The 20,033-nt window shown below is 44.7% G+C and carries 13 protein-coding genes and 5 tRNA genes; 13 read left to right on the top strand and 5 right to left on the bottom strand.

Annotated elements, in window-relative coordinates; translation table 11 throughout:
• The first annotated feature begins 107 nt into the window (after nt 1–107).
• The 12 genes from pyrC (at nt 108) to FTU90_RS05945 (ending at nt 9,745) form a co-directional block, all read left to right on the top strand.
• Complete coding sequence (pyrC, locus tag FTU90_RS06000; protein ID WP_100534379.1) at nt 108–1,142, top strand: dihydroorotase; 1,035 nt, start codon at nt 108–110, stop codon at nt 1,140–1,142.
• Nucleotides 1,127–1,786: a ribonuclease T gene (rnt, locus tag FTU90_RS05995; protein ID WP_034608604.1), complete on the top strand. Its 660-nt coding sequence runs from the start codon at nt 1,127–1,129 to the stop codon at nt 1,784–1,786. Before pyrC ends, rnt begins: the two co-directional genes overlap by 16 nt.
• A 20-nt stretch (nt 1,787–1,806) precedes the next feature.
• A tRNA-Glu gene (locus tag FTU90_RS05990) sits at nt 1,807–1,882 on the top strand.
• A 163-nt stretch (nt 1,883–2,045) separates the two neighbouring features.
• On the top strand, nt 2,046–4,574 hold the full coding sequence (locus FTU90_RS05985) for a TonB-dependent siderophore receptor (RefSeq protein WP_180072045.1): 2,529 nt from the start codon (nt 2,046–2,048) through the stop codon (nt 4,572–4,574).
• Between the two features lie 80 nt (nt 4,575–4,654).
• Nucleotides 4,655–4,804, top strand: coding sequence for a hypothetical protein (locus FTU90_RS05980; protein ID WP_167381251.1), 150 nt, complete (start codon nt 4,655–4,657; stop codon nt 4,802–4,804).
• Between the two features lie 209 nt (nt 4,805–5,013).
• A tRNA-Glu gene (locus FTU90_RS05975) sits at nt 5,014–5,089 on the top strand.
• Nucleotides 5,090–5,201: 112 nt separating this feature from the next.
• On the top strand, nt 5,202–6,614 hold the full coding sequence (locus tag FTU90_RS05970; protein ID WP_005096383.1) for an amino acid permease: 1,413 nt from the start codon (nt 5,202–5,204) through the stop codon (nt 6,612–6,614).
• 81 nt (nt 6,615–6,695) lie between these two features.
• On the top strand, nt 6,696–7,601 hold the full coding sequence (locus FTU90_RS05965) for an alpha/beta hydrolase (protein ID WP_180072044.1): 906 nt from the start codon (nt 6,696–6,698) through the stop codon (nt 7,599–7,601).
• 131 nt (nt 7,602–7,732) lie between these two features.
• Nucleotides 7,733–7,808 (top strand) — tRNA-Glu (locus FTU90_RS05960).
• 24 nt (nt 7,809–7,832) lie between these two features.
• Nucleotides 7,833–7,908 (top strand) — tRNA-Glu (locus FTU90_RS05955).
• 46 nt (nt 7,909–7,954) lie between these two features.
• Nucleotides 7,955–8,030: transfer RNA gene (locus FTU90_RS05950), tRNA-Glu, on the top strand.
• Between the two features lie 293 nt (nt 8,031–8,323).
• The gene (locus FTU90_RS05945) at nt 8,324–9,745 is read left to right on the top strand and encodes an iron-containing redox enzyme family protein (protein WP_179999424.1); all 1,422 of its coding nucleotides are present in this window, start codon (nt 8,324–8,326) and stop codon (nt 9,743–9,745) included.
• Nucleotides 9,746–9,808: 63 nt separating this feature from the next.
• Here the strand turns inward: FTU90_RS05945 and FTU90_RS05940 are convergent, their stop codons facing one another.
• The 5 genes from FTU90_RS05940 to FTU90_RS05920 all read right to left on the bottom strand — a co-directional run bounded on the left by FTU90_RS05940 (nt 9,809) and on the right by FTU90_RS05920 (nt 18,340).
• Nucleotides 9,809–11,053 carry an NADH:flavin oxidoreductase/NADH oxidase family protein gene (locus FTU90_RS05940; protein ID WP_100328777.1) on the bottom strand — a complete coding sequence of 415 codons (1,245 nt, stop codon included), beginning with the start codon at nt 11,051–11,053 and terminating at the stop codon, nt 9,809–9,811.
• 129 nt (nt 11,054–11,182) lie between these two features.
• Nucleotides 11,183–12,193 (bottom strand): ABC transporter permease, encoded by a 1,011-nt coding sequence (locus FTU90_RS05935; RefSeq protein WP_100355249.1) that lies wholly within the window; start codon nt 12,191–12,193, stop codon nt 11,183–11,185.
• Nucleotides 12,193–13,239 carry an ABC transporter permease subunit gene (locus FTU90_RS05930; RefSeq protein ID WP_180072043.1) on the bottom strand — a complete coding sequence of 349 codons (1,047 nt, stop codon included), beginning with the start codon at nt 13,237–13,239 and terminating at the stop codon, nt 12,193–12,195. The genes FTU90_RS05935 and FTU90_RS05930 overlap by 1 nt, the downstream gene beginning before the upstream one ends.
• 24 nt (nt 13,240–13,263) lie before the next feature.
• Nucleotides 13,264–15,066, bottom strand: a complete 1,803-nt coding sequence (locus tag FTU90_RS05925) for an extracellular solute-binding protein (RefSeq protein WP_180072042.1) — start codon at nt 15,064–15,066, stop codon at nt 13,264–13,266.
• Nucleotides 15,067–15,106: 40 nt separating this feature from the next.
• Nucleotides 15,107–18,340, bottom strand: a complete 3,234-nt coding sequence (locus tag FTU90_RS05920; protein ID WP_180072041.1) for a LysM peptidoglycan-binding domain-containing protein — start codon at nt 18,338–18,340, stop codon at nt 15,107–15,109.
• A 208-nt stretch (nt 18,341–18,548) separates the two neighbouring features.
• On the opposite strand from FTU90_RS05920, the gene dnaQ reads away from it, so the two are divergent.
• Complete coding sequence (dnaQ, locus tag FTU90_RS05915; protein WP_100328781.1) at nt 18,549–19,925, top strand: DNA polymerase III subunit epsilon; 1,377 nt, start codon at nt 18,549–18,551, stop codon at nt 19,923–19,925.
• Nucleotides 19,926–20,033 lie beyond the last annotated feature (108 nt).

Genomic DNA, 20,033 nt, shown 5'->3' with positions numbered 1-20,033 from the left:
CTTTTTCAAATTAATTTATAGATATCCCTTATTTTGTAGCCCTTTCTCATTACCATTTTTGCTATAGATGGATTATCATTTGTTTTATTTGTTCGACTGAATTTGCCTTGAATACGATTACGATTCTCCAGCCAGATGATTGGCACGTTCACCTGCGTGATGGTTTAGCACTTCAACGTACTGTTCCCGATTTAGCCAGACAGTTTTCTCGCGCAATCTGTATGCCGAATCTGGTACCACCCGTTAAAACCGTTGAAGAGGCCAATGCCTATCGTGAACGCATCATGGCGCACGTACCTGAAGGGATAAATTTCGACCCGCGTATGGTGCTGTATTTCACAGACAACACCCCGGCAAGTGAAGTTAAAAAGATCAAAGAATCTGCGCATGTCAATGCCATCAAGCTCTATCCTGCGGGTGCAACCACCAATTCTGATAGTGGTGTCAGCGACATGAGTAAAGTGTATGGCGTAATTGAGCAGCTTGAAGAACATCAGGTGCCTTTATTGCTGCACGGTGAAGTGACGCATAACCATATCGATATTTTTGACCGTGAAAAGCGCTTTCTGGATGAAGTCCTCGCACCCTTGCTCAGACAGTTCCCTAAGCTGAAACTGGTGTTAGAGCACATTACTACCAGCGAAGCAGCAAACTTTGTGCTTGAGCAAGACCGTAATGTCGCTGCAACCATTACGCCGCAACATTTATTGTTCAACCGTAATGACATGCTGGTGGGTGGCATCAAGCCGCATTTCTACTGCTTGCCAATTTTAAAACGTCAAACCCATCAGCAAACCTTGCTGGAAGTAGCGACTAGTGGCAATCCTAAATTTTTCCTAGGCACAGACAGCGCACCACATTCAAAAAATGCAAAAGAAAATGCGTGTGGCTGTGCAGGATGTTATAGTGCGCCGACTGCCATTGAGCTGTATGCTCAGGCATTTGATCAAGTGGGTAAAATTGAACGTCTGGAAGGTTTTGCCAGCCACTTTGGTGCAGACTTCTATGGCCTGCCACGTAATACCAGTACCATTACACTGGTTAAAGAAGATCAAGTAATCCCTGAAAGTTTAGACTATTTGGATGGTGAACAGATTATTCCGCTCTATGCGGGTAAAACCATTCAATGGAGAAAAGTGTGACAAATGAAACCCTCCCAATCATTGGTCAACGTTTTCGTGGATTCTTACCTGTAGTTGTCGATGTCGAGACGGCAGGTTTTAATGCACAGACTGATGCATTGCTGGAAATTGCGGCCATTCCGATTGTTTATAATGAGGATGGCCAATTTGTGCCGGGCCAAGCTTACCATGCACATATCAATCCTTTTGAAGGGGCCAACCTCGATCGCAGGTCACTGGAATTCATCGGCATTGATCCGTCAAATCCGATGCGGATTGCCATGGCTGAAGATGAAAAAACCGCATTAAAGCGTATTTTCAAATCGGTCAATGACGTGCGCCGTCAGCAAAACTGTACCCATGCGGTTTTGGTGGGTCACAATGCACATTTCGATTTAGGTTTTGTTCAGGCAGCAATTGCCCGTACCGGCACCAAAAACCAGAACCCGTTCCATAGTTTTTCTGTGTTTGACACGGTGACCTTGAGTGCGGTGATGTTTGGTCAAACCGTACTGGCGAAATCCTGTATTCAGGCCGGGATCGATTTTGATGGCAAAGAAGCTCACTCTGCGTTATATGACACACAGAAGACGGCTGAACTGTTTTGCTATATTTTAAACAAACTCGCGCCTCACCTGCTTGACACTCTGGTGGCGGATCAATAAGATACCGCCATCTTCTAAACGTCCCTATCGTCTAGAGGCCTAGGACATCGCCCTTTCACGGCGGTAACCGGGGTTCGAATCCCCGTAGGGACGCCATATATTTTCCTCCCTTTTCATATTTTTATTTTTCAGCGACTTAAGCTGCTTAAATCTTACACATTTAAAGCCCAATTAATGCAAATAATTCTCATTACTATTGATTATAGCAATCAAGTTAATGATAATCGCTTTCATTATCTTTCAAAGATTTAACCTTCTCATGCGTTTTGCCTACTCTTCACTTTCACTTGCTATATTGGCAGCTTTATCAACCTCTAGTTTCGCAGAAGAATCCAGTTATCAAGAATCTGTCCCCAATGAGGCAACACTTAAGTTCAACACGATTATTGTCGAAGCTCAGCAAGGAAATGAAGTTGGGAAAACGGTTTATAGCAAAGAAGATTTAGCAAAAACGCCGAATAGCTCAAAGAATATAACTGATTTTTTAAAGGTGAATCCGAATGTGCAGTTTAGCCAATCACAGTTAGCAGCAGGCTCACAAGGTGAACTTAAACCCTCTGAAATTTCTATCAATGGTGCTCAAACCTTCCAAAATAATTTTATTGTGAATGGCGTATCCAATAACCTATTAATTAACCCTGCTGATGGTCCAAGTAACTACAATACATTTAGCACTGGCTCTCAAGCGATGGCTGTCAATACAGACTTACTGTGTGATTTGGAAGTACTCGACAGCAATGTTTCTGCTGAATATGGTCAGTTTACCGGTGGCGTGGTCAATGCAAAGACCTGTGCACCACAAACTGAAATTAGAAAAATTCATGGTACTGTCACATATGATTACACAGAAAGTGACTGGGCTCGCTTTAATGCTGTTAGCCCATTAGAAGAAGAGCTCTTTGAAGAGCCGACTGAAGCCTATCAAAAGGAATATACCAAACAAGGTTTAAGTGCCAATATTTATGGCAAGCTTTCAGAGCAATGGGGGTTTAATAGTTATGCATCAAAACGTAAATCTATTATTCCTGTAATGAGTGGTTTTGATGACCCGAAAAAAATTGATCAAGAACGCAGTAATACCAACATTGGTTCAACCTTCTTCTATAACCCAAGCGAGACAGTGAAAGCTAAATTTGGATTTGATTATGCTTTACTTGACAGCTTGAATTATGCTGAAAGCCGTCGCAACTCAGCCAGTACGCTTGACACAGAAACGACAACAATGTTTTCAGAGTTAGAACACCACATAGGATCTGTAACATTAACGCATAAACTCAACTTCCAAAGTGCTGATAATGTCCGAAACTCAGAAAACAACTATGGTTTTATTTGGCATTATGCTGAAGGCAGTAAAGATTGGACCGACTCAAAAACCGTATCTGAAGGTACGCTTTTTGGTCAGCTAGAACAAAATCAAACTGCGCTCAACTACGACTTAAAAGCAGCCTTTGATCCATTCAAAATTGGTACGACTCAGCATAAGATTACAGCGGGTACAGGATACACTTATGCAGAAGTGGATTGGAAACGTGCCTCTGATGTATATATGTCAAATGTTTCAGCTGTCAATATGAAAAATTTAGCTAACAATACCTGTTTAGCTGATGATGCTTTATGCGATGCGACACCCACGATTCAAGGTTGGACAGGACAATATGTCGCTGCAGGTTCATTGTATAAAGCTGGACAATTCTCTGCTCAACAAGACCGCTTCAATGCTTTCCTTGAAGACAACATTCAATGGAACGATCAATTATCGACCCGAGTAGGTGTCCGTGCCGACTACGACTCTTTAAGCGGTAATTTCAATATTTCTCCACGTAGTTCCGTGTCTTATAAGCCCTTTGCGAATGACAAACTGCAATTTTTAGCAGGCTGGAATCGTTACTATGGTCAGCAAACATTAGGCACCGAACTCAACGATGGTATTGGTGAGTTGATGTATAAATTCTCACGTGAGAATCCGCAGGCGGACTGGGTCACATCTGCAACGAACTCAGCAAATGCCACACGTCGCTCTGACCTAGACACACCATTTAGTGATGAAACTGTTTTGGGTATCAACACCCAATTACATTCTTGGGATTTAGGTCTTAAGTGGGTGAATCGCAAATACCAAGATGAAATTTCACGTACCCACACCGATATCCCAAAAGATGGTTTCAACTTCTCTTATGAATATAGCAATGATGGTCATGGTGAAGCCGACATCTACACACTCACATTAAAAAATCGTGAAGCTTTGAAATTCGCTAGTACACAGCATTTCATTGCTTTTGGTTTTGACTATAGCGATGTATTCCGCAGTTATACCGATTATACCGACAAATTCATAACCGCAGATCAAGATGAACTCGTGTCCTATAACGGTAAAATTATGCATTGGTCAGAGCGTCCTGCACAAAACTTCAACCAACCATGGACTGCCCGTGTAAATTGGGATATTGCTTTCGATCACGCACCAGTAAAACTTTCAAACTTCTTTAGCTATAAAGACAGTTACGACGATATGATCACAGTGACCAGTAAAGATGACAAAGTAGAATATGAAGGTAATCTTCTTGATACTTATATTGCTTCTGAAATTAAACCTAAATTTATCTGGGATATGCGTACAACTTATGATTGGAAACTTTCAAAAGATTTACATGCAATCTTTGGTTTAACTATTAACAATGTAACTAACCGCACCAACACGTATACCACCAAATCAACAATCGCAAGCAAACCAAGAGTTATGACTGAAATCGGCCGCCAGTTTATCGCCGATGTCACTTTCAAATTCTAAGTTTTATAGAGAGCACTCCGGTGCTCTTTTTAATTTGCTTAGGCTATAATTAATGCAATTTCGTACTTTGTCTATGTGCCATGTTAAAAAAGATCTTACTGGTTTTACTGATTTTAGCTCCTTCACTGCTTTATCTTTATATCGTGAACCGTGAAGAGAAAGTAGAAACACCTGTCGAGCAGACTGCTCCTGCGCATAACTCGACAGAATACCAAACACCCGATCATTAAAATCTGGCTGTTTTAAACTCCTGCCAGCCGCGGGAGTTTCATTTTCCGCCTAAATGACGAGCAAATAAGCCCAATCATTCGACTTATTTAAGCCCTCAATAAAATTAATGCATTACTCCTGTTTAATGTTTGAACTTTTAGCGCTTTTTTATATAAAAGCCTTTTGACAAAAACCAATTGAGTCCTTAATATACGCATCACCTCGCAACGTCCCTATCGTCTAGAGGCCTAGGACATCGCCCTTTCACGGCGGTAACCGGGGTTCGAATCCCCGTAGGGACGCCATCTATTGATCGCATACGATCAAGCCTTATTCAAAATTATTATTAATACATTGCAGATTTGTAGTTTTTCACTACAATAACTCGCTTCATTCTTCTGATTTTTTTCAACTCCTATGCACTCATCTCCGAATGATGCTACGCATCAGGGCAATTCTGCGCCTTTAAAACGCGCTATGAGTACTCGACATCTGGTCATGATTTCGCTTGGTGGCGCAATCGGAACAGGCCTATTTTTAGGGTCGGGTGAAGTCATTGCACAAACGGGGCCTGTAGGTGCCATTATTGCTTATCTCCTGGGCGGCATTATCGCTTACATGGTTATGCTCTGTCTGGGCGAACTTGCTGTTCATATGCCAGAATCTGGTTCATTTGGTGCTTATGCCAAACGTTATATTGGACCGGGTACAGGCTATACCATCACTTGGTTATACTGGCTGACCTGGTCTGTCACTCTGGGAACCGAATTTACTGCAGCCGCCTTGCTGATGCAGGAATGGTTCCCGGATATTTCCATGTGGTTATGGACCATTATTTTTGGTGTCTTTGTATTTAGCTTAAATATGATTTCGACCAAATGGTTTGCCGAATCCGAATTCTGGTTGGCACTGGTGAAAGTAGTCACTGTTGTTGCCTTTATTGTTTTGGGCTTACTGGCCATCTTTGGTGTTTTGGGCTATCAGGGCTACGAAGCTGCGCCTCTATTTACCAACCTGACGGCCCAGGGCTGGTTCCCTGAAGGTCTATTCCCGATTTTTGCGACCATGCTGATCGTGAACTTTGCCTTTTCGGGTACAGAGCTGATTGGTGTTGCGGCGGGTGAAACTGAAGATCCTGCGAAAAATGTCCCTAAAGCCATTAATACTGCAATTTTCCGCTTATTAATTTTCTTTGTGGGGACGATTATCGTGGTGACGGCCTTACTCCCGCATCAGGAAGCTGGCTTGGCAGCTGAAGGTGTCAGTAGCAGTCCATTCGTAACAGTATTCCAGCACATCGGTATTCCTTATGCTGAAGACATCATCCGCTTTGTGATTATCACTGCGTTACTTTCTGCTGCCAACTCGGGCTTATTTGCCGCTTCTCGTATGATGTGGTCATTGTCCTACAGCAAACAGTTACCTGCCGTATTCTCAAGACTCAATGCTCGCGGTGTACCGTATATTGCAGTCATGGTGACCATGCTCGGTGCATTGCCAGGCCTGCTGTCTGAACAGTTTGCGCCAGAAACCATCTTTACCAACCTACTGGGCATTGCGGCGTTTACCATGGTGGTGGTCTGGATGAGTATTTGTTTAAGTCAGTTCAACTTCCGCCGGCAGTGGTATAAACAGGGTCGCACGGTCAAAGAACTGGGCTTTGCAGCACCATTGTTTCCGATTGTGCCGATTTTAGGCTTCGTGTTCTGTTTTATTACCTGTGTCAGTATGGTCTTTGATCCATCAATGCGCATCAGCTTCTTTGGCTGTCTGCTGTTTATTGCAGCCTGCTATGCCAGTTATTATACGTTCTACCATAACAAGTCTTAAGCATCAGCTTTAAAAGAGCGACTTCGGTCGCTCTTTTTTGTCTATACTGATTGTATATTGAGCAGCTTCAATGGTGCGTCGATGAAAATTGTATTTATTCACGGCATGAACAAGCAACAGTATACGGCGCCTTCATTACGCCAACATTGGCTGCATCTTCTCAAAAGAGGCCTCAGAAATAACCCGCAACAGCAAGCCCGTTTTAGCTATTTAAAACGGCATATCCGTATCCCTTTTTATGGTGATTTACTCTCTCGACATCATTTGCATAATCTACTCAATGCCAGCACCTTAATGCCGCAGCAATGGCCGCATTTCCCTTTTCTACATCCGGCACAGCGGCAAGCCGTACCACCAACCAATCAGTGCAAATATCAAGTTTGTGATGTGCCCCAGTTAAATCCAGATAAGACATTCAACTTTGATCAAAAGCTGAATTTTATTACAGCATTAAGCAAAGATATTGCCTTGCGGGATTTTGCGGTACTCATTAATTATTTCCCCAGTTTACACGCCAGTTTTTTGCATAAGTTCCTGCTGGAAACCTATCTTTATTTGGCCAATCCGACTTTTATGCAGGAAGTTCATCGGCGCATTCATCATCAACTGCATAGCAGCAAACCACAGATTCTGGTGGCACATTCGCTGGGCAGCGTGATCGCCTATAATTATTTGCTTCAACATCCAGAACTGAATATCCAGCGTTTTATTACCCTCGGATCACCACTGGCATTTCGTGTCATTCAGGCGCATCTTCCGCAACCAATGATAAGACCTGCTGCAATTTCAGGCGATTGGATAAATTTCTATTCACATGATGATTTTCTCACAGCATTCCCCCTCTCAGAAAGCCCTTTTAATTTTCAGCCAGCCATTATCAATCAGGAAATTCGCACGTTTGTGCAACGCCCACACGATATTGCGGGTTATTTACAGCACCCACAGGTATTAACCGCGATGCTGGAAGTGCTCAAAAATCCGGCTTAATTCAGGTAATTTTCCAGTATACCCATCAGATTGTTTTAAAATTACGCACTCAATCCAGAAAATCAATTTTTTTATAGAAATGCGTTTGACACCCCCCTGTTTTCACCCTATTATACGCCCACCTCTGAAACGTCCCTATCGTCTAGAGGCCTAGGACATCGCCCTTTCACGGCGGTAACCGGGGTTCGAATCCCCGTAGGGACGCCAATTTTCAGAAGTACATTTTATTAAGTCCCTATCGTCTAGAGGCCTAGGACATCGCCCTTTCACGGCGGTAACCGGGGTTCGAATCCCCGTAGGGACGCCATTACTTCAAGCTAAAAGTAAGGGTTTTAAAATTGATCTTCTGTACTGTCCCTATCGTCTAGAGGCCTAGGACATCGCCCTTTCACGGCGGTAACCGGGGTTCGAATCCCCGTAGGGACGCCATATTCGAGATGGCAACATCTCAACAAAAAAGCCCGGGCATTGCGACTTGGGCTTTTTTGCATTCTGAATATTTAAATATAATTTTTTACCACTCATTAAAATATGCTCTTCGTTACATAGGCTGCCATGTAATTCATATTTTACAATTTGCATTCTTTTAACATTTCTATTCATATAAATATCCGTTCATTTTCATTTAAAGCAATACACCAATAAATTAGAACAAAAATTCAACATCTAGACGTCAAGTCGCACGTTAAGGTAACTGAAGAGATATCTGCAAGGATCAGATTATGTTCGTCAGCACAGAGTTAAGTTTGCCTTTATCGCCAAATAATAATCATAATTATCAATTTAAAAGCTTTAAGGATTGGGTCGACTTTTTTCAAGATACTGAAATCTCGACGAATACCAAAACCGAACAAGCTGAATCTTATTTGAGTGATCTGATTAAAAAACTGAATATAGAAACACTTGAATGGCTGGATCAACCGGCACAAGTTGAACAGCATCTTTTAGAACAACATCATCAAATTTGTGCCAAGTTTCAGGCTTATCTGGGACGGCGTAAACAGCATCAGGCCCGGGAGTATTTCCCAACGGTTTCACATGCTTTCGAATTTCTATCCAAGGTTGCACCGGTTAAACTGGTCGATGGTTCCTGGTTATATTCCACCGTACATAACTGCAATCAACCCAAGCTGAAAGATTTGATCTATATCTATCTGGAAGAACTGGGTCTGGGACATCCACGTGCCAATCATGTCACCATGTATCAGCACCTGTTAAGTCACTATGAGCTGAACAGTTATGCCGAACAACTGGATGCCAGTTATTATGAGCAGGCCGCGGTACAGTTAGCACTGGCTTATGCGCCGGCCAAATACTTGCCTCTGGTGATTGGTTTTAATCTCGGCTATGAACAGTTGCCGCTGCATCTACTCATTACCAATTACGAATTGGCTGAACTCGGGATTGATCCCCATTATTTCAATGTGCATATTACGATTGATAATGCCCACAATGGCCATGCACAAAAATCCCTGCAAGCCTTTATCCAGCATTATGAGAATGCGGAAGATCCGGAGACTTATCTTGATTTGATCAAGCAAGGCTATCTGCTCAATGACATCGGTAAAAGTTCTTCCCAGATTGTGAAAGAGCTGGATATTGAGCGCATGGCCTTAAAAGTATTCCAGAACAAGGCACTGATTGGCCAATATATTCATAACCAGAAATGTCAGTTTAGTGGCAAAACCATCAATGACTGGTTATCAGATCCGGCGCAAATTTTCAAGTTCCTGAACGTGCTGATTGAGAAAGGCTGGATTATTAAAGATGCTCCTGTTGAACAGAGCCGTTTCTGGAAAATGATTGATCATCCTGAAGGTAAAATGTTTGGTGTGTTTAATGCGACTGAAAAACAGATCATTAAAGACTGGATTCAGGGGGCAACTTTAGCAACTCGGCTGTCTTCACGTAGCGCAGCGCCGTCTCAGGCGAAAGTTGAACCTGCTTTAAGCCGTATGGATCAACAACGTTTAAATCAGTTAAAAAATCGCTTTATGCGCTGTGAAGGTGCGGAACAGAAAATTGACTTGCTGATTCCCTATACTTCACCGCATATGCATCATACTGAAGTGGGTTTATGGGCCACTCGTCAACTGGGACAGTTATTATTTCCTTTCCAGACCCAGGCGATGCATTATTCTTAACTATGTGATGAATAAAAAACCGGGCATTCTAATTGCCCGGTTTTTTATGCTTAGATGATAAATTTAAGCCGATTTACGCGAATTCAACTGCCCTTTAATTACGGCTTTAACATTGCCTTTGAGGTAGTTCAAAAAGACTTTTAACGGTGACAGTTTTGGATTCGGCTGTTTGCCTTTGGCAATTTCCTTAAACTGCGCGGCATACCAGATAATTTCCATAATCGCCATTTTGTCAACCAGCGGAATACCGGTTTTAATTTTCTCAACCGCATAACGTACATCTTGCCCTGCAATCAAACGATCACCCAGATCCGGCTCTACCGCAAAAGGTCGGGCGATGCCAACAAAATCACACGCACCACTGTCGAGTGCAGCATTCATGCCGTCGACGGTTCTAAAGCCACCGGTCACCATGATATTGCAATTGACTTCCTGACGGATCTTTTCGGCAAAATCGAGGAAATAGGCTTCACGGGCAATGGTTGAAGCTTTGCGTTTGTCTTCTTTTACACCAGCCATGGCAGGCGCTTCATAACTACCGCCGGATACTTCAATGATATCAATCCCGGCTGCATCCATCGCCTTAAAGACATAGATCACATCTTCTTCACTCATACCACCGCGCTGAAAGTCAGCGGAATTCAGTTTGACTGAAATAATGAAATTTTCTGAGCTTGCAGCACGGACAGCCTGATAGGTTTCCAGCAGAAAACGGGTACGGTTTTCAATACTGCCACCCCATTGATCCTGACGCTTATTGGTCAGCGGTGACAGAAACTGGCTAATCAGATAACCATGTGCCCCATGCAACTGGACGCCTTCAAAACCGGCCTTTTCACAAATTTGCGCTGAAGTGGCAAAGCGCTGGATAATCTCCAGAATTTCAGTTTCAGTCAGCGCACGCGGTGTGCCGAAGCTGACGGCCAATGCCGGACTAAAAGGCACGGCCGACGGCGCAACTGTTTCTTTATTTAAGCCTTTGGGACACTGACGACCCGGATGTGATAACTGCACCAACTGTACCATACCCTGCTGCTTGCCCACTTCCGCCCAGACTTTAAGCTGCTCCAGATCACGCTCGGTTTCTACCACCACCACGCCCGGCTCATTCTTGGCACGAAAGTCCACCATGACATTGCCGGTAATGGCACAGCCCAGTCCACCTTTGGCCCAGGCTTCATACAACTTGAAATGTGCCTGATTGGGCTGGCCGGCATCATTGGCCAGCGCCTCACTCATAGCGCCTTTAATAATACGGTTTTTGAAATTGGTATGACGAATTTGAATGGAATCGGCCAATTGGGTCATGATCTGTCCTGATATTACTTTTATTTTGTACTCGTTTATAACGCAAGTCAGGATAATTGACAATTCAACTTGTCAAATTTACACAATTTTCATCTGCTTATTTTTACGATGATTAAAAAGTTTCGTAATTTATTGTCTTGGATCAAAAGCATCACGCACTGCTTCGCCAATATACATCAGTAAACTCAGCACAATGGCCAGACTAAAGAAAGCTGATAAAGCCAGCCACGGCGCATTTAAATTATTTTTGGCTTGCAGCAACAGCTCGCCCAAGGAAGCTGTTTCCGGTGGTAGCCCATAGCCTAAAAAATCCAGAGCCGTCAGTGCGGTAATATTGGCAGTCAGCATAAAGGGAAGTTGTGACAGACTTGAACCGATGACATTCGGCAATATATGCCTGAACATGATTCGCCCATCTCCTGCACCCATACTTCGTGCCGCCCAGACGTATTCCAGATTGCGTGCACGCAAAAACTCAGCCCGTACCATGCCCACCAGAGTGGTCCAGCCAAACAACAGCATGATCAGAAATAGCCAGTAAATATTGGGACTAAACAGACTGACCAGCACCATGACCATAAATAGCATCGGCAAACTGCTCCAGACTTCGAGCAGTCGTTGCCCGATCAGGTCGATCCAGCCGCCATAATAGCCCTGTACAGCCCCCAGCAAAACTCCAATCGCCGCCGACAATAAAGTCAGTGCAAAACCAAATAAGAGTGAAACCCTCAAGCCATACAGAATCCGCGCCAGCACATCACGACCCTGATCATCTGTTCCGAGCCAGTTTTGTGTACTTGGTGGCGAAGGCACCGGAACAGCCAGTTCCAGATTCGGGCTTTGATATGAAAATGGAATGATTGGCCAGATCGCCCAGCCTTTTTCTGCAATTAACTGTTGAACGGCAGGATCTTTATACTCGGCTTCGGTTTCAAATACACCGCCAAACGCCGTTTCCGGATAAGATTTTAAGATAGGCAAATACACTGCATGATCATATTTCACCAGCAAGGGCTTATCATTGGCAATCAGTTCTGCGCCCAAGGACATGATAAAAATAAGGCCAAACATAATAAAACAGCCAAATCCCAGCTTGTGCTGCTTAAAGCGTTGCCAGCCTAATTGCATCAAGGACGACATTAGGAGGATCCCCGACGTGAACTGAAATGAATCCGTGGGTCGATCAGTTGATACAGCAAATCGCTTAATAATCGCAATATCAGACCAAGCAAAGTAAAGATAAACAGAGTACCGAAAATCACCGGATAGTCGCGCTGGATGATCGCCTCAAAACCCAAAACACCTAAACCATCGAGATTAAATATAATCTCAATAAACAGGTTGCCGACGAAAAACACCCCAATTAATACTTCTGGCAAACCTGCGATCAACACTAACATCGCATTTCGGAACACATGCCGATACAGCACTGCGTTTTCATTTAAACCTTTGGCCCGCGCAGCCAGAACATATTGCTTACTCAACTCTTCCACAAAAGAAAATTTCACCAGATAGGTCAAACTAGCAAATCCGCCAAGCACCATGGCCAACAGCGGCAAGGCCATATGCCAGAAATAATCCTGAATTTTCGCAAAGAATGAGAGTTCAGCAAAATTTTCAGAGCGAATGCCCTGCAAGGGAAACCAGTGCAGATAAGATCCGCCAGCAAAAAATACGATGAGTAAAATGGCAAAAATAAAGGCTGGAATGGCATAGCCCACGGCCAACACTAGAGAGGTGGTCTGATCAAACAGACTGCCATGTTTTCTGGCTTTGCCGATGCCTAAAGGGATAGACACCAGATAGATGATTAAGGTACTCCACAGACCTAAAGACAGCGATACTGGCAATTTTTCCCAGATGAGTTCAGTCACAGGCTTGTCTTTGAAAAAACTCTGTCCCAGATCAAACTGCGCATAACGCGTTACCATTTCCCAAAAGCGGATATGCAGCGGCTGGTCAAAGCCGTACTGGGTATTGATCTGCTCAAGCATCTCCGGTGTGAGGCCTTGCTTTCCCTGATACTGTAATCCGGTATGTGTCAAGCCATTGACCTGTTGTGCCTGATAAATCGCTTGTTCCACCGGCCCACCCGGTGCCAGCTGGATCACCATAAAGTTAATCAGCAAAATGATCAGCAAGGTTGGAATCATCAGCAACAGACGTTTGAGAATATAAGTGCTCATGGCACTCCCTGATAGGCTTGGAGCTTAATGCTGTTTGAAATAATCAGCCACATGTCTGGCCTTTGCCGCATCGACCCACCAGTAATCAATCCCGGCGGAGAGTTTAGGTTTTCGTTGCGGCTGCTGATACATGTTCCAGTAAGCATACCAGTATTCACCCGTACCATAAGTCGGAATATGATAATAACCTGCCCGCAGCAAACGGTCTAAAGCTCGGGTACTGTCAATCACCTGCTCCCGGTTCTGCGCCTGAATTACTTGCTTAATCACCGCATCAATAGCAGGATTCTGAATACCGGCATAATTATAGTTACCGACCTGCTTGGCAGCCTGACTGCTCCAGAACTGTTTTTGTTCCTGCCCCGGTGTCAGGGACTGTGGCATGCTGTCGACAATCATATCAAACTGGTAATTTCGTAGCCGTTCATAATACTGCGCGGTTTCGACCATACGAATATTCGCCTGAATCCCCAAACGTTTTAAATGACGTAAATAAGGCATCAGATGACGCTGCTGTTCCACCTGATGCAGCAAAAATTCAATCTTGACCGCTTGACCGGAAGCATTGACCAACTGCCCCTGTTGATAACGATAACCGGCTTTTAACAGCAATTGACGGGCTTTTAATAAATTCTGCCGGTTAAACCCTGAGGCATCGGATTGAGGATATTGCCAGTCCTGAAGTACAGCCTGACGCTGAACCGGATGAAGCTTCTGCAAATGAGGCTTTAAAATTTGCAGCTCTTGGGCACTCGGCCGTCCACGAGAAGCCAGCTCGCTATTGGAAAAAAAGCTGTTCAGACGTTGATATTCACCATAGAACATGGCTTTATTCAGCCATTCAAAATCGTAAGCGAAACTTAAGGCCTGACGGAAGCGAATATCGGCAAAGGGCTGACGCCGGGTATTAAAGACCAGACTCTGGGTCGGGACCGGATTTTGATGCCGAAAACGATAACGTTTGACTTGTCCTTGCCGAACCGCAGGAAATTGATAATCCCTGATCCAGCGATTGACCTGTTTTTCCTCATGCAAAGTAAATTGGCCCGATTTAAAGGCTTCGAACTTGATTTCCGGACTACGATAATAACGATACTGGATCCGGTCAAAATTATAACGACCGCGATTCACCAATAGATCTTTGCCCCAATATTGAGGATTGCGCTGATACGAAATACTGCGGCCGGGATCTATGCGTTCAATCACATAGGGCCCTGAACCCAGAATCGGTTTCAGCGTCAGGTCTTTAAAATCACGCCCTTGCCATTGCCGTTTAGAATAAATGGGCATCTGCGCGACAATCATGGCCATTTCCGGATTATGCCCGGATTTAAAATGCATTTTGATTTTTAAAGGTGACAGCACTTCCAGCTTATTTAAATCTGCCAGATACATTTGCAAGCCAAAATTGGACTGGGTCTGATAAAGCTCAAAGCTATATTTGACATCTTCCGCAGTTAAGGGCTGACCATTGCTAAAGCGCGCTTTCGGATTTAAATGGAAAATGATAAAGGCGGTTTTCTTGGGGTCAAAACTGACTTTTTCCGCCAGCAAGGGATAATACACCCCGGGCTCATCCAGTGATTTCGACAGCAAACTGTCAAAAATATAGTTGATCCCTTCAGTGACATTGCCTTTGCCATTCATGCTATTTAAATTATCAAAGCTGCCATCGGCCGCCAGAATCAGTGCACCACCTTTGGGGGCTTGCGGATTGGCATAAGGTAAGGATTGCAGATGGCTATATTTCGGTGGGCTATGTAGCGCAATATAAGGCGTGGTGATCAGGGCTGCCCAACTGGTATTCATTACCAGCGGGACAACCATGCTTAAAACAAATAAACTAAAAAATCTCACGATGAATGAATTAGTTTGGCACTTTAATCACATCACCAATACGTAGTTGTGTATTCGGTTTGAGATCATTCATTTCCGCCAGTTGATTGCTATTCATGCCGTAACGTGAGGCCAGACCGATCAAGGTATCGCCGCGTTTGACTTTATAATCAGTCACCAGTTTTGGAATCTGGATGGTTTGACTGACACGCAATCCGGCACGTGGACTGAGATTATTTAACTCGGCCAGTTCAGTGACCGTAATTCCTAAACGGCTGGCAATCGCATTCAGGGATTCGCCTGACTTGACGGTATAAGATTCAGTTGCTCTAGAAGACACAGGCTTAGCTGCCACTTTCACGTCTTCTGCTTTTTTATCCGTCGGAACATCACCCACAATTTTTAAACGCTGACCAATACGGACGTTGCCATTGGCATTCAGGCCATTTAAATCGGCCAGATACTTGACCTGAAGATGATACTGACGCGCAATAGAGCTTAAGGTTTCACCCGATTTCACCACATGCGAATCAGATTTCACATGTTTCGACACCGTTTCAGCCACAGACTCACGCACGGGTTCAGCTGCCTCACCCGTCAGCTTTAAACGCTGACCGACGCGCAGGCCGGCATGACGAGAAATACCATTCAGACTCGCCACCTGATCCATCGACAGATTGTATTTTGCGGCAATGCCGGTCAAGGTATCACCCGATTGAACTGTATAAGTTTCAGGCACCTGACTGCCGGCTGGAATCTTGATGGTCTGGCCTATACGTAAACCGCTATTGGCAGCAAAACCATTTAAAGCTGCCAGCTCAGACACACTGAGCTTGCTTTGACTGGCAATGCTATACAGGGTTTCACCGCGTTTGACCTGATAATTTTCAGTGGCTGTCTGATCGACTTTAACATTTTCAAATGTCTGTTCAGTCTTTTGGGTCGATGCGGTCAGTGCTTCAACTTCCTGAAGTGGCACATTGATTTTCTGTCCCACCATCAAACTGCTACCCGCAGTTAAACCTGAGGTGAATGACGCCAGTTCAGCATTTGACAGTCCATAACGATCGGCAATCAGTTTCAGATATTCACCGCGTTTGACTGTATAGGATTTGGTTTGAACTTTGGCAGCTTCAGCTTTTTTAGCATCTTCTACTTTGGCTTTAGATGCAGCCGTTTCTTTCAGCGACAGCTTCTGACCGACAAATAAACCACTGTTGGTACTTAAACCATTAAAATCAGCCAGCTGTTTGAGACTTAAACCAAACTGGCTTGCCACACTGGTTAGAGAATCATTGGCCTGAACCACATAAGATTCCGGCTTTTCTTTGGCTTTGGTTTGTTCCTGCACCGGCTTGGCATCATACAAATAAATCGTGGTGCCTACATATAGCGTAGAGTTTGGATCGATCTGGTTCCATTTCGCTACATCACGCCAGTTCACCCCATTTTTTGCTGCAATCAGTGCCAGATTATCCCCCGGTAAAACCTTATAGGTACTACGCTTGCCCTTTGGTGCAACCACCACCACTTCAGAATCAGTCTTGACGTAATTTTTACCCTGGTTCAACTGGGCTTCAACCGAAGTCGCTGTGGTATTGTCAGCAACTTCTTTCGGATAAGAGAAGCCTTTGGTAAGTTCCTTGCCTTGCTGCTCAGCCACAGACAGGCTGGTTTGAATAGCCGTCAGCTTGATTTTACCATCATAAGGATCGACAATTTCTGTGCCTGCCGGCGCCAATGCTTTCAGCTCTTCAACTACCTGAGCCTGTTCTGCCGGTGTTGCAACAGGCTGCAGAACTTCATCCACAGTTTTGTTACTTTCCTGCGCGGTGACGACCTGCTGAACTTGCTGACGCTCGGCTGCAGAAATCGGTGGTTCGACCTGAATCTGTTTCGCTGGCGCTGCCGGTGTCACTGCGACCGGAATACGTGGCGCACTTGGAATCGGCAAATCACTTTGGGCAGCAAAACTGGCCAAGGCAGATGAGCCTCTAGGCGTTGAAATCTTTTTCGTGGTCTGTACCACTGTATTTGCCGTTGTCACCACAGGTGCAGTCGTTGCAGGTCGAGTACTGGCAAGAACGGGTGGAGTCTGTTTTGCCGGCGTAGTCGCTTTCGCATTTAATACGGGAGGCGCAGCTTTGGTCGGCACCATTGTGGTGGTGCTTTTCGGCAGATTGCTGGTACTACTCGCAGATAATCCGCCGGAACCAGATAGTTTTTTCAGCTTTTCATCAACTGAAGGACTGAGGTCAGCAGGAATCAAAATACGACGCGGACTGGTAGGGTCAATATGATCACCACGATGCCCCGGGTTCAATTGATACAGCTCCGCACGGCTCAAACCGGTGATGGCTGCAATTTCATTTAAATTGGCCACGCCTACAGGCACTTCACGGAAATGCGGACGGTTGGCAATTGGTGGCAGGCTCACCCCATACTGACCTGGAGTTTTAATAATTTGTGCAACTGCCAGGAAACGTGGCACATAGCTCATGGTTTCTTGTGGCAGTTTGAGTGACCAGTAGTCGGTCGGCAGACCTGCTGCCTTATTGCGGTTAATCGCCTGCTGAATACGTCCCGGGCCGGCATTATAAGACGCCAGCGCCAGCTCCCAAGAACCAAACTGGTTATATAAACTGCCTAAAAACTCATAGGCTGCACGAGTCGATTCCACCACATCACGACGACCGTCGTATAAAGGGGTCTGTTTTAAACCATAAATACGGCCTGTGCTTGGAATAAACTGCCATAAACCTGCCGCTGCTGCACTACTGGTCGCTGCCGGGTCATAGGAACTTTCAATAATCGGTAATAGCGCCAGCTCGGTCGGCATACCACGGCGTTCTGCTTCTTTTACCGTGTAATATAAATAACGTGAGGCACGCGCACTTAAACGGTCCAGATAAGGCTGACGTGAAATAAACCAGCCGCGCTGCGCATCAATCCGCGGATTCCAGACACTTAAATCCATCTTGAAACCCACAGTCATGCGTTTCCAGACATCACCATGTTTCAGAACCAGTAAACGGTCGCCTTCAACTGCACGCATATCGGTTGCAGAAAGCAGATCTTCCAGTCCATCCAGACCGCTTGCATCCAGATATTGTGATCCAACTTGCTTGCTTGCTGCTGTTTGGGATGTACTTTGCGTAGATGAACAGCCCGTCAATCCCAGAGAAGCAAGTGCAGTTCCCAGTACAGAAAATTTTAAAAATGTTGGTAATGTCGGCTGCCACAAGATTGCGGTTGGTTTATACATAAAGAAATCCAAACAACTCGTATATAAATTTATTTTTTAGATCTGCCATTGTAGTGAAGCATGTTGCAGACACAAGGCAATAATTTACCGTGATTTCACGTTAAATGTTACAAGAAATTAAAAAATCCGGGACATAGAGATTGATCGACTGCATTTGCGCTATACAATAAGCCTTCCAGCGTGTTCTCTTTTGATCGGATTTTAATTTATGTCACACACTATCACACTTTATGTTGATGGCGCTTGTCGCGGCAACCCGGGTTTAGGCGGTTGGGGTGCGTACATTATTAACGGCCAGCAAGAACACAAAATCTGTGGCGGTGAAGACCATACCACCAATAACCGCATGGAACTGACGGCTGCCATCGAAGGCATTCTGTTCTGTGACAAACAGGATAAGCTGGTGATCTATACCGATTCCAATTATGTCAAACAAGGCATTACCGAATGGATTCACGGCTGGAAAAAGAAAAACTGGAAAGACGTCAAAAACCCTGACCTGTGGCAAAAACTAGATGCAGTCTGTCAGGGACGAGAGATTGAGTGGCACTGGATCAAGGGTCACGCCGGGCATGCCGGCAATGAAATGGCCGATCAGCTGGCCAATCAGGGCGCCGATGAAACCCTGAAAAAATCCAAGCAAAGCCCTTCAATATCTGAAGATAAAAAAAAATCTGAACCCGACTGGCTGCTAGATGATCCTTTTGGTCTGGATCTGGCCGAGAGCGAAGAAGAGCTGGACGATATGCAGGAAGAAGAAATCATTGAATTGAATGAAGTTGCCGACACCGAGCAAAGTGATCCAGCGCTTCAAGAGGTGGATGCAACCGTTGCCAATAGTTCGCAACTACATCCCCAGATTGTGATTACCCCCGCAACCTTACAATTGCATGGCCCGCGACAATTGATTCTGGATACCGAAACCACCGGTTTTTATTATCAGGATGGTGACCGGATTATTGAAGTTGGCGCGCTGGAAATGATCAACCGCAAACTGACCGGCAGCTCGATTCATATCTATATCAATCCGAAAACACCGGTCGGCGACTCGGTCAATGTCCACGGCATTACCGATGAGTTCCTGCAAGACAAACCGTTATTTGAGGAAATCTCTCAAGTATTGTTTGACTATTTGCACGGTGCCGAAATTATCGCGCATAACGCCAGCTTTGATATGAACTTCCTGGATATGGAATTCAAACGGGCAGGTTTTAAAGCCCTGTCCGAAGTTTGTGAAGTAACCGATACCCTGGCAATGGCCAAGTCCAAGCATCCGGGGCAGAAAAACTCGCTGGATGCCTTAGTGCGCCGCTACGAGATTCCAAAGCGTGACCGTACGTTCCACGGTGCCTTGCTCGATGCGGAAATCCTGTCTGATGTTTATCTGGCGATGACCGGTGGACAGGTATCTTTTGATATCGATGCTTTGTCTCATTCTGACGATCAGAACAACCGTTCAGGCATGGCCAGAGTTGAAATTGAACTGCCGGTGATTCTTCCCTCAGAACAAGAATTGCAGGAACATGAGAAATGGATCAAACAATTCGAAGAAAAACATGGAACTGCTTGCCTTTTCTCGAAATAAAATCTACATTTCCGAGCATGCTTTAGGTTAAAAACTACAGTTCTTCAGTTATAGTAAATACAAAGAGGTTCCGCAGCTTTAAGCGGGGCTCATATATAGATAATACTT

It is taken from the genome of Acinetobacter sp. YH12200 (assembly GCF_013418175.1).
GTDB lineage: Bacteria > Pseudomonadota > Gammaproteobacteria > Pseudomonadales > Moraxellaceae > Acinetobacter > Acinetobacter pseudolwoffii.
Note: the sequence above shows the minus strand (reverse complement) of the source record. Positions and strands in the feature narration are given on the sequence as shown.